Here is a 13,061-nt window from a genome sequence, read left to right as displayed (position 1 = left end):
GTTAGCTCTTCACCTTTCCAGCAGCGACGCGGTCACGGATTTTAACGCCCGTCGGCCGAGGGAGGAAGCCGAGGAACCTCGGCGCGGCGACGAAGAGCACGATGAGGCCCTGGATCACCGGGATGATGTCTCGGGGAATTCCCGCCTGAATTTCCATCGTGACGGAGCCGGCCTTGAGCAGGCCGAACAGGAGCGCGGCGAGGATGATGCCGACGGGACTGTTGCCGCCCAGCAGTGCGACCGTGATGGCGTCGAAGCCGATGCCCGCGTGGATCGTCGGCTCGATGCCCGTCGGGTGTACTTCGAGCGTCTGCGTTGCGGCGGCGAGGCCAATGAACGCGCCCGAAATCGCCATCGTGACGACGGTGACGGTCTTCACGTTGATACCCGCGGTCTTCGCGGCGTTCGGGTTGATACCCACGGCGCGAATCTTGAAGCCGACGGTGGATCGGTCCATGATCCACCAGTAGAGCACCGCCGCGAGCAACACGAGCACGAAGCCGAGCCCGAAGCCATTGAAGAGCTCTGGCATCACCGCCGTGGCTTGCACGGCCTTGCCCTTCGCGAAGCCCGGGGCGTTCTCGGACTGGAACAGCGGCTGCTTCAGGAGGTAGGTGATTCCCCAGTGCGCGATCCAGTTGAACATGATCGTGAGGATGACCTCGTGAGCCCCGGTCTGTGCTTTGAGGAAGCCGACGATCGCGGCCCACATCGCGCCGCCGAGGACCGCCGCGAGGATCGCAACGATGAGGTGCAGCACGGGCGGCAGATTCCAGCTGGCCCCAACGTAGCTCGCAAAGAGCGCGCCGACGAGCATCTGGCCTTGACCACCGATGTTGAACAGGCCCGCGCGGAACGCGACGCCGAGGCCGAGACCGGCCGCGACGAGCGGCGTGGCCCACTGCAACGATGACAGGAACGGCTGGAACCCGCGGGTCGGGCTGTACACCGCACCGGTGATCATTGCGCGAACGGCATCACCAATGAGCGAACCCGCCGCGTTGAAGAAGTCGCCCGGTCGCGAGAAGAAGTACCCGAGCGTGTCCTGTACATCCTTATTCGTGAACACTGCAATGAGCATCCCGATAATCAGCGCGAGGATGATCGCGACGATCGAGCGGACGACGTTGCCGCCGAGGATGTCGCGCCAGACGCCACGCCAAGGCTGGTCGGCGAGCGCGTTGGTCGACCCGCTCGAGCCCTTGTCCACGGGCGGGTTCGGCTCCGGCGGAGTGAGGGACGCGTTACTGGTTGTCATGCGGGACTCCTGCCATCATCTTGCCGAGCTCTTCGCGGGTCGTCGTAGGCGGGACGATGCCCATGCTCCGACCGCCGTACATCACCATGATTCGGTCGGCGAGCTGCACGACCTCATCGAGTTCGGTCGACACGATCAGCACGGGGATGCCCGAATCGCGCGCCGCGACGATCTGCTTGTGCACGAACTCGATCGAACCGACGTCGAGACCACGCGTCGGCTGCGACGCGACGAACATCTTGAGTTCGCGGCCGAGTTCGCGCGCCAGCACGACCTTCTGCTGGTTTCCGCCCGAGAGCCGACCGGCATGCGTCTCGATCGAGGGCGTGCGAATGTCGAAATCCTCGACGGCTTTCGCGGCATAGTCGCGGATCGTGACGAGCTGGAGCGCACCGAACTTCGAGAACGGTTGGTGGTCGACACGGTCGAGGATGACGTTCTCGGCGATCGTGAACTCGCCCACGAGGCCGTCCTCGTTGCGGTCCTCCGGTACGAACCCGAGGCCCGAGTCGAGGTTCTTGCGCACCGACTGCGTGAGCATTTCCTTGCCAAGCAGCGTGATCGAGCCCTGCGTATTCGGGCTCAGGCCGAGGATCGCCTCCGCTAGCTCCGTCTGACCGTTGCCCTGGACACCCGCGACAACAAGGATCTCGCCGCCGTGGATGTCGAATGAAAGCTTGTCGATCTGCACGGCACCGGCCGTGTTAAAGACGGTGAGGTCGCGGACCTGGAAGTCTGCGTTGCCGGGTTTCGCGGGCGCCTTGTCTACCGAGAGATCCACCGCACGGCCGACCATGAGGGACGCGAGTTCCTCGTTGGATGCGCTGGGATCGGCATCGCCGACGATCTTCCCTCGGCGAATGACCGAGATCTTGTCGCTCACCTGGCGGACCTCGCGGAGCTTGTGCGAGATAAAGACAATCGAGGTGCCTTGCTTGCGTAGCTGGTCCATGATCGACATCAGCTCGTCAGTCTCCTGCGGCGTGAGCACGGCGGTGGGCTCATCGAGCACGAGAATACTGGCCTCTTGCGAGAGCGCCTTAATGATCTCGACTCGCTGCTGCTGTCCGACGGACAGGTCTTCGATCTTGTCGTCCGGGTTGATGTGGAACCCGAATCGGTCCGAGATCTCGCGCACGCGCTCGCGCGACTGCTTGAGATCCAGGATGCCCGGCCCGCGAGTCGGTTCGCGGCCGAGCATGAGGTTCTCGGCGACCGTGAACACGGGGACGAGCATGAAGTGCTGGTGCACCATGCCGATTCCCGCGTCAATCGCGTCGCCGGGCCCGGAGAATTTCTGTTCCACCCCATCCAGCAGAATCTGCCCCTCTTCCGGCTCATAGAGGCCGTAAAGCACATTCATCAGGGTGGACTTACCCGCACCGTTCTCGCCGAGCAGGCTGTGGATCTCGCCAGATTCCACGGTGAGGTCAATGTTGTCGTTGGCGGTGAAGCTACCGAAGCGCTTCGTAATCCCACGTAGCTCGAGTTTCATCGTCTCGCTTCTTCTCCGGGTCTCGGCCGTCAGCGGCCGAGGATTGAGTTGTTAGGGCGATCCGACCCCGGCATCCCGGCAGGATGCGGAACATGCTGCCAGGATGCCGGGGTCGTAGTCGGATGGTTACTCAGCAGCCTTCGGCGAAGACGGCGACTCTACGACGATGTCGCCGGAGATGATGCCTTCCTTGATGGTGTCGAGTTCCTCGAGCATCCCGTCGGGCAGCTTCGACTCGAACTCACCGAATCCGGAGAGGCCAACGCCGTTGTTCTCGAGCGTGCCGGTGTAGACCGTACCGCCGGCGAATTCACCGTTCACTGCCGTCTCGATGGCGTCAAGGACGGTGACGTCGAGACCCTTCAGGATCGACACGAAGATGATGTCTGAGTAGCCCGGCTCCCCCACGGTGAGGTCGCTGTCAACACCGAGCAGAACAGCCGAGTTGCCATCCGCACGGATCGCCTCTGCACCACCCTGGTACAGCGGGCCACCAACCGGCAGGATTACGTCAGCACCCTGGGCAAGGAAGCCCTCGGTGATCTGCTTTGCCTTCGTGTTGTCGGTGAAGTTTCCGACGAACTCACCGGTCTGCGACTCGACGTTCCAGCCGAGGACCTTGACGTCGGTACCCTTCTGCTCGTTGTGGTAGGCGACGCCGTCCGCGAAGCCATCCATGAAGATCGTCACCGAAGGAATCTGCGCGCCACCGTATGTCGCGACGGTGCCTGCCTCCGAGTAGCCCGCTGCGGCGTAGCCCGCGAGGAACGCGGCCTGAGCGGTGTCGTAGTTGATCTGCAGGAGGTTGTCGCCCTGGAGGTAGTCAACGTCGACGATCGCGAAGTTCGTGTCCGGGTTGGCGTCCGCCGCGGCCTGGGTTGCGTCGGCGAGCATGAAGCCGACGGGGATGATGATGTTGCAGCCCGAGTCCACCATCGTCTGGAGGTTCGGGTTGAAGTCGTCGGGGCTCGTCGACTCTGCTTCGAGCGTGTTGATCCCGAGCTTCTCTTCGGCGTCGGTGAGGCCCTTGTGTGCCAACTGGTTGAACGACTTGTCGTCGAAGCCACCCTCATCCGAGACCATGCAGGCCGTGAAGTCGCTGGCGTCTGTCGCGCCATCGCCGGCAGCGCCGCCGGTCGATTCGGGCGAGTCCGGGGCCTGGCCACACGCGCTAAGCGCGAGTGCGCCGACCGCAGCAATGCCGATGAACGGAATCAATCTGTTTCGTTTGGGCACGGTACAACCTCCTGTTTATTTCCGCTCCATAGCGAAAAACGGTATTGCCCCAGATTCTAGCTCGCGATCAGCCTTTTTCGATTCCTTTTTGAAGTCGACGCGTTATAACACTTCGGGATGCGCCGATTCCTTGAGGAGGTTGACAATCTCTTTGACCCGCTGGGCATTTGCGCGGTCGGTGACCAACAACGCATCCTCCGTATCGACCACGATGATGTTATTCACACCGGCGACCGCGACGACGCGCTCCGTCTCCGAGATCACGATGCCGGTCGCCCCGGTCGACACCACGCGCTCGCGCTCGCCGATCACCTGCACCTCGTGGTCGCAGACGTTCGCCGCCTGGTGTACACGGGAGACCGACGCGAAGTCGCCGACGTCATCCCAACCGAAGAATCCGGGAATAACCGCGAGCGCACCCTTCTTCGCCGCGGGCTCCGCGACCGTGTAGTCGATTGCGATCTTCTCGAGGCCCGGCCACACGCGGGAAACGACGTCGGCGCGCTCGGGCGTATCCCAAGCATCCGCGATCTCGTTAATTCCCGCCGCGAGTTCGGGGGCGTTCTCGGCGAGCTCATCAAGTAAGCGCTGCGTCTTCGCGATGAACATGCCCGCGTTCCAGAGGTACTCACCCGAAGCGACATAGCGCCGCGCGGTTCCCTCGTTCGGCTTCTCTACGAACTCGTCCACGAGTCGCGCCGACGGCGCTCCGTGGATCTCGAGCGGCTCACCCGCTCGGATATAGCCAAACGCGGTGGACGGGGCGATCGGCTGGATGCCGATGGTCACGATATGGCCCTCGTCAGCGGCCCTGACGGCCTCGCGAACGGCGCGGCGGAAGCGCCCGCCGGCGCTGATCAGGTGGTCGGCCGCAAACGAACCGACAACCGCGCCCGGGTGACGCCGCTCGAGGATGGCCGCGGCCAGCCCGATCGCGACGGTTGAGTCACGACCCTCGGACTCAAGCACGATGTTGTGCTCGCCCAACTCGGGCAGCTGCGCACGCACCTCGTTCGCGTGCGCGTCGCCCGTCACCACCATGATGTGATCCTCGCCGGTAAGCGGCACGAGGCGATCCCAGGTCGAGCGCAGCAGCGTCGCGCCTGTCCCCGCAATGTCGCGCAGGAACTTGGGACGCCCGGCCCGACTGAGTGGCCATAACCGAGACCCTGCGCCTCCCGCAGGAATCACGGCATAAAAATGATCGGGGTTGGAAGCGAGCATGCGCTCGAGCGTATCGGGTCACAGCAAAGAATGCGGCTTCGTTTCCATGCGTTTACTCCTCAGTAACTATTTCGCTTTACCCTCTGGTGTTATGCGTGTTGCCGTTGTTACCGAAAGTTTTCTGCCAACAGTCAACGGTGTCACGAATTCGGTGAAGAAGGTGCTCGATCACCTCGCCCTGCGTGGCCACGACGCGATCGTGATCTGTCCCGCCGCGGGTGCCCCCACCGAATACGCGGGATTCCCGGTGCATGAGGTCGCCACGTTCAACTACCGCGAGTTCCCCGTAGGCCTACCCACCCCGCAGGTGCAGCGCATCCTCGACGATTTCAAGCCCGACGTGCTCCACGCCGCCTCGCCCGCCTTCCTCGGTGGCCACGCGATCTCCGCGGCCCGCCGCCGCGGCATCCCCTCGGTAGCGATCTTCCAGACCGACGTCGCCGGCTACTCCGAGCGCAACGGGCTCGGCTTCATGCGCGACGCGACGTGGTCGCTGTTCCGAATGGTGCACAACCAGGCCGACCTCACGCTCGCACCCTCCACCGCATCCATTCGAGACTTGGCCCGGCAGCGCATCGAACGCGTCGAGCGCTGGGGCCGTGGCGTCGACCTCGTCACCTACCACCCCGACAACCGGCTCGAAGAGGATGCGCGGGCTCTGCGCGCAGCCATCGCTCGCCCCGACGAGGTGGTCATTGGCTACGTCGGTCGCCTTGCGCCGGAGAAGCAGGTCGAGCGGCTCGCGCAACTGCGCGGCATCCCGAACATCCAGGTCGCCGTTGTCGGCGACGGGCCCTCGTCTGACGTGCTTCAGGAGAAGCTGCGCCACATCCCCGTGCATTTCCTCGGCCGCAAGGGCGGGCGCGAGCTCGCGATGGCGTACGCCACGTTTGACGTATTCGTGCACACGGGTACGGAGGAGACGTTCGGGCAAACTTTGCAGGAAGCGCACGCGTCTGGCACGCCAGTCGTCGCTCCGCTCGCGGGTGGGCCGATCGATCTCGTCACCCACGGTGGCGACGGATACCTCTTCGATCCCGATGTCTCGCGCGGCTCCGACTCGATGCGCCGCTACGTCGCTCGCCTCGCATCCGATCCGGCACTACGAGCCCGGATGGGTGAGGCGGGGCGCCGACGCGTGATCGGCCGCTCGTGGGAACGAATCTGCGACGAACTGCTCGGTCATTACAAGTTTGTAATCGCGCAAAAGCGCGGCGATCTCGCGCCCGCGATCAGCGCATCCACCCAAATCCGCTAGGACCTGCTGCCCTACCACCGTTGGCCGCGGACCCGCTGAAATAACGGTACAGTTGGGCATACAGTTGCGTGCGTATTCGTGTATGCGTAGGCCTCCGCCCCGAGCGACGCCACTGCCGCCGGGCCTCATCAACACAGAAGGGTAGTTCCGTGTCAGCTGTTCAGACGGGCACCCCGACCGCCCCTCAGTCCGGTAAGAAAAAGGCTCTCGGTGGGAGCCTTTACCGCGGCAACGAGGGCATGTGGTCGTGGGTACTTCACCGCATTACCGGTGTCGCAATTTTCTTCTTCCTCCTCGTGCACGTGCTCGACAGCGCGTTGCTGCTCGTGAGCCCCGAGGTCTACGACGCCGTGATCGGCGCGTACAAGACCCCGCTCATGGGTATTGGTGAGCTCGGCCTGGTTGGCGCGATCGTGTACCACGCGTTCAACGGTCTGCGCATCATCCTCGTCGACTTCATGCCTGGCGGAACCCGCCACCAGAAGCTCATGTTCTGGATCGTCGTTGGCGTCTGGGTCGTCGTAATGGTGCCCTTCGCCATCGTGCACCTAACCAACGTATTCAGCCACTAGAAAGTAGGGAGACGAACAATGACTATCGAAGCTGTCGAATATCCGCGTACCCCGCTTTCTGAGCGCAAGCAGAGTGGCAAGAACTGGGAGCGCATCGGCTGGTCCTTCATGCGCATCTCGGGTGTGCTGCTGATCTTCCTCGTGTTTGTGCACCTCTACTCGAACCTCGTCGCCGGCGACGGCGTGAGCCAAATCGGGTTCGAGTTCGTGGTTGCCGAGAAGTTCTCGGTGCCGTTCTGGCTGATCTGGGATGCGCTGCTGCTCGTGCTCGCGCTCATCCACGGTACGAACGGTATGCGCACCATCGTCAACGACTACGTGTACAAGCCTGGCCCCCGCAAGGCGCTCATCACGACCCTCTGGATTGCCTGCATCGTCGAGATCGTTCTCGGCCTGATCGTGCTGATCGTGTTCGCCGTTGAGCCCTGCGTCCAGGGCCCGGGTTCCGCATCCATCTGCTCGTAGTCCCGGTTTATTCGCCCTAAGGAAGAGAATTCAGACATATGGCTGCAGAACAGCTCAAGGACACCGTCAAGGAAGTTGACGGCGTAAAGATTCACTACCACCGCAACGAGGTTGTCATCGTTGGTGCGGGTGGCGCGGGCATGCGTGCCGCGATTGAGGCCGCAGAGGCTGCGGGCACCGGTGCCGTCGTTGACGTTGTCACGAAGCTCTACCCGACCCGCTCGCACACCGGTGCGGCGCAGGGTGGTATGGCCGCCGCGCTGGCCAACGTCGAGGAAGACAACTGGGAGTGGCACACCTACGACACCGTCAAGGGTGGCGACTACCTCGTCGACCAGGACTCGGCTGAGATCCTCGCGAAGGAAGCGATCGACGCGGTCCTCGACCTCGAGAACATGGGTCTGCCGTTCAACCGTACGCCCGAGGGCAAGATCGACCAGCGTCGCTTCGGTGGTCACACCCGCGACCACGGTAAGGCTCCCGTTCGTCGTGCGTGCTACGCAGCCGACCGTACCGGCCACATGATTCTGCAGACGCTGTACCAGAACTGCGTCAAACACAACATCCGCTTCTTCAACGAGTACTACGCGCTCGACGTCGCCTTCACGATGGTCGACGGCGTGAAGACCCCTTCGGCGGTCATCGCGTACGAGCTGAAGACCGGCGACCTGCACGTCTTCCAGGGCAAGTCGATCGTCTTCGCGACCGGTGGCTTCGGCAAGGTCTTCAAGACCACATCGAACGCTCACACCCTGACCGGTGACGGCGTCGGCATCATCTGGCGCAACAACCTGCCGCTCGAGGACATGGAGTTCTTCCAGTTCCACCCGACCGGCCTCGCCGGCCTCGGCATCCTCCTCACCGAGGGTGCGCGTGGTGAGGGTGCGATCCTGCGTAACGACTCGGGTGAGCGCTTCATGGAGCGCTACGCACCGACCATTAAGGACCTCGCGCCGCGTGACATCGTCGCCCGCTCGATGGTGCAGGAAGTGCTCGAAGGTCGCGGCGCCGGCCCGAACAAGGACTACGTCTACCTCGACTGCACCCACCTCGGTGCCGAGGTGCTCGAGACGAAGCTCCCGGACATCACCGAGTTCGCCCGCACCTACCTCGGAGTCGACCCCGTCACCGAGCCGGTGCCGGTCTACCCCACCGCGCACTACGCGATGGGCGGCATCCCGACGAACAACGACGCGCAGGTCATCTCGGACGACAACGACACCGTCGTTCCCGGCCTGTTCGCCGCGGGTGAGTGCGCGTGCGTTTCGGTGCACGGCTCCAACCGCCTCGGCACCAACTCGCTGCTGGACATCAACGTCTTCGGCAAGCGTGCCGGCCGCAACGCGGTCGAGTACGCCAAGACTGCGGAGTACGCGCCGCTCCCCGACGACGCCGACGAGTTCGTTCGCACGCTCGTGCGCAACCTCCGCGACTCGGCCGGCACCGAGTCGGTCGCCGACCTGCGCCGCGAGCTGCAGGAGACCATGGACACGAACGTCCAGGTGTTCCGCACCGCCGACACGCTCAACGTCGCGACCAAGGTCATCCACGAGCTGCGCGAGCGCTACCAGAACATCCACGTCAGCGACAAGGGCCTGCGGTACAACACGGAGCTGCTCGAGGCGATCGAGCTGGGCTTCCTGCTCGACCTCGCCGAGGTCGTCACCTTCACCGCCCTGAACCGCGAGGAATCGCGCGGCGGCCACATGCGCGACGACTTCCCGAAGCGCGACGACGAGAACTGGATGCACCACACCATGGCGTACCTGACCGGTGACCGTCGCTCGGCGAACCCCGCCGACCACATCACCCTCGGCAAGAAGCCGGTGCGCATGACGCACTACGTGCCACAGGAACGCAAGTACTAAGAAGGGAGAAACTGCACAATGACTACTGACTCAGCTGTCGCCGAGCGGAAGACCGAAGAGCCGGAGAAGCCCTTCAAGGTACAGATTCAGGTGCGCCGCTACGACCCCGAGAACCGCGCGGACCCGTACTGGGAGACCTTCGAGGTCGACATGTACTCGACCGACCGCATCCTCGACGCACTGCACTCGATCAAGTGGGACCAGGACTCGTCGCTCGCCTTCCGCCGCTCGTGCGCGCACGGCGTGTGTGGCTCGGATGCGATGCGCATCAACGGCCGCAACCGCCTGGCCTGCAAGACGCTGGTGAAGGACCTCGACATCACGAAGCCCGTGACCGTCGAAGCGATCAAGGGTCTCCCCCTGGAGCGCGACCTCATCGTCGACATGGAGCCGTTCTTCGACTCCTACAAGGAGATCCACCCCTTCCTCGTGGCTTCGGACAAGCCCGAGAAGGAGCGCATCCAGTCGGCCGCCGACCGTGCGATCTTCGACGACACGACCAAGTGCATCCTCTGCGCAGCTTGCACCACCTCGTGCCCCGTGTTCTGGACGGACGGCCAGTACTTCGGCCCCGCAGCGATCGTGAACGCGCACCGCTTCATCTTCGACTCGCGTGACGAAGACGCGTCGACCCGCCTCGACATCCTCAATGACAAGGAAGGCGTGTGGCGCTGCCGCACCACCTTCAACTGCACCGAGGCCTGCCCCCGCGGCATCGAGGTCACGAAGGCCATCGCCGAGGTGAAGCAGGCGATCCTCCGCGGCAAGGCGTAGTCCGGCCGCTTGCCCTGAGCTGTTCGGCTTTGGGCATTGGTTGTGAGCTGTGGCCTTGCGCCGCGAGCCTTGGGTCCCGACACATTGTGTGTCGGGACCCTCTGCGTTTCCGGGGCCTTTGCGTTTCGGAGCGCTCTGCGTCTCCGTGCCGCCTGCGTTGCCGGGCCCCCTGCGTTGCCGGGCCCCCTGCGTTGCCGTGCCCCCTGACGCTGCCGGAACCTTCTGCATTTTCGGCGGCGTCTCCGTCCACCTCACCCCGCTAATCCGTCACTCGATGCATTCGCGGTCGCGTGGTGTGCATCCATCGACGGGCTTGCGCCCACCTCCATCTGGATCCGTCACTCGATGCATTCCCGGAGCCATGAAATGCATCCAGTGACCGGCCTGTCCCTGCCGCTGTCAATGGTCATTTGTTTCTGCCCGCGGGCGGCCAGTAGAACTACCCACTGGTGGCCACGAAAACTGCCCAGTCATGGCCAGCAGATCTGCCCACCAAAAGGGGATGGTGGCGCCGGCCATGACCCGAACACAGGTCAGCTCATTGACATGACTCCCTTCCCCGCCAGCGCCTGCGTCAACCGGATCGAGTCGCCCGTGGTCTGACACACATGCGCGTGATGCAACAACCGATCTACCGTCGCGGTCGCGAGCGTTTTCGGCATCAGCTCGTCAAACCCAGCCGGATGCAGATTCGACGAAATCGCGATCGATCGTTTCTCGTACGCGGCATCCACCAACCGGTACAACCCCTCGGCGGCATCGGCACCAACTTCAAGGAGCCCGATATCATCGACCACGATCATGTCCGCCCGCAGTACCCGCGCGACGACCTTGCCCACGGAATCGTCCGCACGATGCGCGCGCACCAGCGCGCCAAGGTCTTCTAACCGGAACCACGCCACCCGCAAGCCTTCCTCGACCGCGTGCTGGCCCAGCGCTTCAAGGAAGAACGTTTTCCCCGTGCCCGACGGGCCACACACCACCACGTTCTCCCGCCGGTCGACCCATTCCAGCGTCCGTAACGCCTGCTGCGTGGGTAACGGGATCGAGGACAATCCCTCGTCCCAACTCGCGAACGTTTTCCCAGTCGGGAACCCGGCAGCTTTGCGACGGGTCGCGAGCATCGAACGGGCACGGCCAGCGACTTCTTCCGTGAACAACGCTTTGATCACCTCGGACGGTTCCCAACGTTGCGCTTTCGCGGTCGCGATCAACTCCGGCGCGACCGCCCTCGCATGCGGCATCTTCAACTGCCGCATCAACGCTTCAACCTCGGCAGACAACGCGGGCGCCTGCTGGGACTGCACCGGGCTCATGCGCGATCCTCCGAACCGTTCTCGCCACTACCCGTCAAGGCAGCGCTGGCCTGCCCGATCGCGGCCCACCCCGCGGTGCCCTGCGCCAGCGAGGTCGACTCGTCTGCCCGCCGCGCGGGACCAGAAACACCCGCCTCCAGAAACGACACCAAATCCCCGGTCGCGAACCGGCCATACGTGGCCGCCTCGCCAAGCGCCTCATCAACCCTGGCCACCCCACTGATCTTCGCGAGGGCCACAGCCTCGGCCATCTTTTGCCGCATCCGGGAGGTGCCCACCGCGGCGGCTTCCAACAGCCACGCCTCCGCGCCCGCGCCGATCCCGAGGAACTCGACCTCAGCCGCAGTACGCGGCCGAACCGTGTAGTCACCCGGCGTTTTCTGTGGCTGGTCAGGGAAATGCGCATCATCAACCCGCGGGCTGCCCGGCGTGGCCCGCTCATGCCGAGCGACTTCCACAGGTCCCCGGTCACTGACATGCACCACGATGACCTGCTCGCCCTCGCCGGCACCATGGCTGCGGACGAACACCTCCGCACCCAGTAACCCCGCGGGCACCGAGTATTGACCATTCTCGAACGTGATCATCGGCGTGTTCGCTGGCACCCGGCGCGATACCCCGAACGCGACCGTGTGCGCCCGATCCGGAACCCGATGCAACCGCGCCTGTTCCTCACCAAGCATGTCCACCGGCCGCCTACGCGTGGCTCGATGCTCGCGCTGATTGACCTCGGCCATGAACCGGTCACAGGCCGCTTCGACCTCACCGAACGACGCGTACTCGGGCAGCAGGTTCGTGTCCTTCGGCACGATATCGGCCTTCGCGAGTTTCACCGATGCTTCCACCCCGCCCTTGGACGCGGGATCCGCGGGCTGACACGTCAACACCGTGACCCCGTAATGCCGCGCGAACTCCACCGTCTGCACGTTCCGGACCGGCACGCCCGCGATATGCGACACCGTCACTGTTTTCTCGTTATCCGTCAGCACATACGTCGGCGCGCCACCCAGAATCCGAAACGTCCGATCCAACGCCGCGAACACCGACGACGCGGTACGATCCCGCAACGCGATCACGATCCGGAACCGGCTCCACGCCAGCCACGCCACGAACAAGACCGTCTTCACCTTGTCGATCACCGGCCCATCGCCGAAGTCGTACTGCAACCACATGCCGGGTTCCGTGATCCACGGCCGATGCACCCGTACGCGGCCCGCGCGATACGCGGCACGAACCTCAGCGACCGCGCGCCGGGTCGAGCGTTCCGATCCCGCATAGCCAAGCGCGACCAGTTTCGCGTGGGCCTTATCGGCGCGGATCTTGCCCTGGGACGCCTCGACCCATTCCTCGATCTTCGGCAGGAATGGATCAGTCACGCGTTCTCGCGGTTCGACCGCGCCCACGGGACGACCAGCGTCCCTCGCGGCGACGTGGTGCGCGACGGTGTGATGCGAACAGCCCGCCAACTCGGCGGCAGCACGCAACGATCCCGTCAGATCATATGCAGCAAGCATTTCCATAATTTCTCCGTCAGACTTCATACGAGCCTCTTCCCGGGTAACAGTGATGCGACTTCAACATCGCCATCCAACCCG

The 13,061-nt window shown here is 64.0% G+C and carries 11 protein-coding genes; 5 read left to right on the top strand and 6 right to left on the bottom strand.

Annotated features, from left to right (window positions below):
* Position 1 precedes the first annotated feature (1 nt).
* The 4 genes from GMOLON4_RS14405 to GMOLON4_RS14390 form a co-directional block, all read right to left on the bottom strand.
* Positions 2 to 1,258 (bottom strand): ABC transporter permease, encoded by a 1,257-nt coding sequence (locus GMOLON4_RS14405; protein ID WP_084147597.1) that lies wholly within the window; start codon positions 1,256 to 1,258, stop codon positions 2 to 4.
* On the bottom strand, positions 1,245 to 2,753 hold the full coding sequence (locus GMOLON4_RS14400; RefSeq protein WP_026937460.1) for an ABC transporter ATP-binding protein: 1,509 nt from the start codon (positions 2,751 to 2,753) through the stop codon (positions 1,245 to 1,247). The genes GMOLON4_RS14405 and GMOLON4_RS14400 overlap by 14 nt, the downstream gene beginning before the upstream one ends.
* A gap of 126 nt (positions 2,754 to 2,879) precedes the next feature.
* Complete coding sequence (locus GMOLON4_RS14395; protein WP_026937461.1) at positions 2,880 to 3,989, bottom strand: BMP family lipoprotein; 1,110 nt, start codon at positions 3,987 to 3,989, stop codon at positions 2,880 to 2,882.
* Between the two features lie 102 nt (positions 3,990 to 4,091).
* Complete coding sequence (locus tag GMOLON4_RS14390) at positions 4,092 to 5,213, bottom strand: mannose-1-phosphate guanylyltransferase (protein WP_026937462.1); 1,122 nt, start codon at positions 5,211 to 5,213, stop codon at positions 4,092 to 4,094.
* Between the two features lie 91 nt (positions 5,214 to 5,304).
* Here GMOLON4_RS14390 and GMOLON4_RS14385 point away from each other — a divergent pair, with 91 nt between their 5' ends.
* The 5 genes from GMOLON4_RS14385 to GMOLON4_RS14365 all read left to right on the top strand — a co-directional run bounded on the left by GMOLON4_RS14385 (position 5,305) and on the right by GMOLON4_RS14365 (position 10,150).
* Positions 5,305 to 6,471: a glycosyltransferase family 4 protein gene (locus GMOLON4_RS14385; protein WP_026937463.1), complete on the top strand. Its 1,167-nt coding sequence runs from the start codon at positions 5,305 to 5,307 to the stop codon at positions 6,469 to 6,471.
* 149 nt (positions 6,472 to 6,620) lie between these two features.
* Positions 6,621 to 7,043 (top strand): succinate dehydrogenase, cytochrome b556 subunit, encoded by a 423-nt coding sequence (gene sdhC / locus GMOLON4_RS14380; protein WP_084147598.1) that lies wholly within the window; start codon positions 6,621 to 6,623, stop codon positions 7,041 to 7,043.
* Between the two features lie 18 nt (positions 7,044 to 7,061).
* Positions 7,062 to 7,508, top strand: a complete 447-nt coding sequence (locus GMOLON4_RS14375) for a succinate dehydrogenase hydrophobic membrane anchor subunit (RefSeq protein WP_026937465.1) — start codon at positions 7,062 to 7,064, stop codon at positions 7,506 to 7,508.
* A 38-nt stretch (positions 7,509 to 7,546) separates the two neighbouring features.
* Positions 7,547 to 9,376 (top strand): succinate dehydrogenase flavoprotein subunit, encoded by a 1,830-nt coding sequence (gene sdhA / locus GMOLON4_RS14370; RefSeq protein ID WP_026937466.1) that lies wholly within the window; start codon positions 7,547 to 7,549, stop codon positions 9,374 to 9,376.
* A gap of 18 nt (positions 9,377 to 9,394) precedes the next feature.
* A complete protein-coding gene (locus tag GMOLON4_RS14365) occupies positions 9,395 to 10,150 on the top strand; it encodes a succinate dehydrogenase iron-sulfur subunit (RefSeq protein ID WP_026937467.1) in 756 nt (251 codons plus the stop codon).
* A gap of 533 nt (positions 10,151 to 10,683) precedes the next feature.
* Here GMOLON4_RS14365 and istB read toward each other — a convergent pair.
* Together istB and istA are read right to left on the bottom strand one after the other, a co-directional pair.
* Positions 10,684 to 11,466: an IS21-like element helper ATPase IstB gene (istB, locus tag GMOLON4_RS14360; RefSeq protein WP_106486792.1), complete on the bottom strand. Its 783-nt coding sequence runs from the start codon at positions 11,464 to 11,466 to the stop codon at positions 10,684 to 10,686.
* Positions 11,463 to 13,007, bottom strand: a complete 1,545-nt coding sequence (istA, locus tag GMOLON4_RS14355; protein WP_265415383.1) for an IS21 family transposase — start codon at positions 13,005 to 13,007, stop codon at positions 11,463 to 11,465. Before istA ends, istB begins: the two co-directional genes overlap by 4 nt.
* Between the last annotated feature and the right edge of the window lie 54 nt (positions 13,008 to 13,061).

This window comes from Gulosibacter molinativorax (genome assembly GCF_003010915.2).
In the GTDB taxonomy this organism is placed as follows: Bacteria; Actinomycetota; Actinomycetes; order Actinomycetales; family Microbacteriaceae; genus Gulosibacter; species Gulosibacter molinativorax.
Note: the sequence above shows the minus strand (reverse complement) of the source record. Positions and strands in the feature narration are given on the sequence as shown.

What these genes read in the sequence shown, in the direction of transcription:
- GMOLON4_RS14400 (WP_026937460.1), bottom strand. Translation starts at nt 2,753, where the DNA reads ATGAAACTCGAGCTACGTGGGATTACGAAGCGCTTCGGTAGCTTCACC.
- GMOLON4_RS14365 (WP_026937467.1), top strand. Translation starts at nt 9,395, where the DNA reads ATGACTACTGACTCAGCTGTCGCCGAGCGGAAGACCGAAGAGCCGGAG.
- GMOLON4_RS14385 (WP_026937463.1), top strand. Translation starts at nt 5,305, where the DNA reads ATGCGTGTTGCCGTTGTTACCGAAAGTTTTCTGCCAACAGTCAACGGT.
- sdhA (WP_026937466.1), top strand. Translation starts at nt 7,547, where the DNA reads ATGGCTGCAGAACAGCTCAAGGACACCGTCAAGGAAGTTGACGGCGTA.
- GMOLON4_RS14405 (WP_084147597.1), bottom strand. Translation starts at nt 1,258, where the DNA reads ATGACAACCAGTAACGCGTCCCTCACTCCGCCGGAGCCGAACCCGCCC.
- GMOLON4_RS14375 (WP_026937465.1), top strand. Translation starts at nt 7,062, where the DNA reads ATGACTATCGAAGCTGTCGAATATCCGCGTACCCCGCTTTCTGAGCGC.
- GMOLON4_RS14390 (WP_026937462.1), bottom strand. Translation starts at nt 5,213, where the DNA reads ATGCTCGCTTCCAACCCCGATCATTTTTATGCCGTGATTCCTGCGGGA.
- istB (WP_106486792.1), bottom strand. Translation starts at nt 11,466, where the DNA reads ATGAGCCCGGTGCAGTCCCAGCAGGCGCCCGCGTTGTCTGCCGAGGTT.
- istA (WP_265415383.1), bottom strand. Translation starts at nt 13,007, where the DNA reads ATGAAGTCTGACGGAGAAATTATGGAAATGCTTGCTGCATATGATCTG.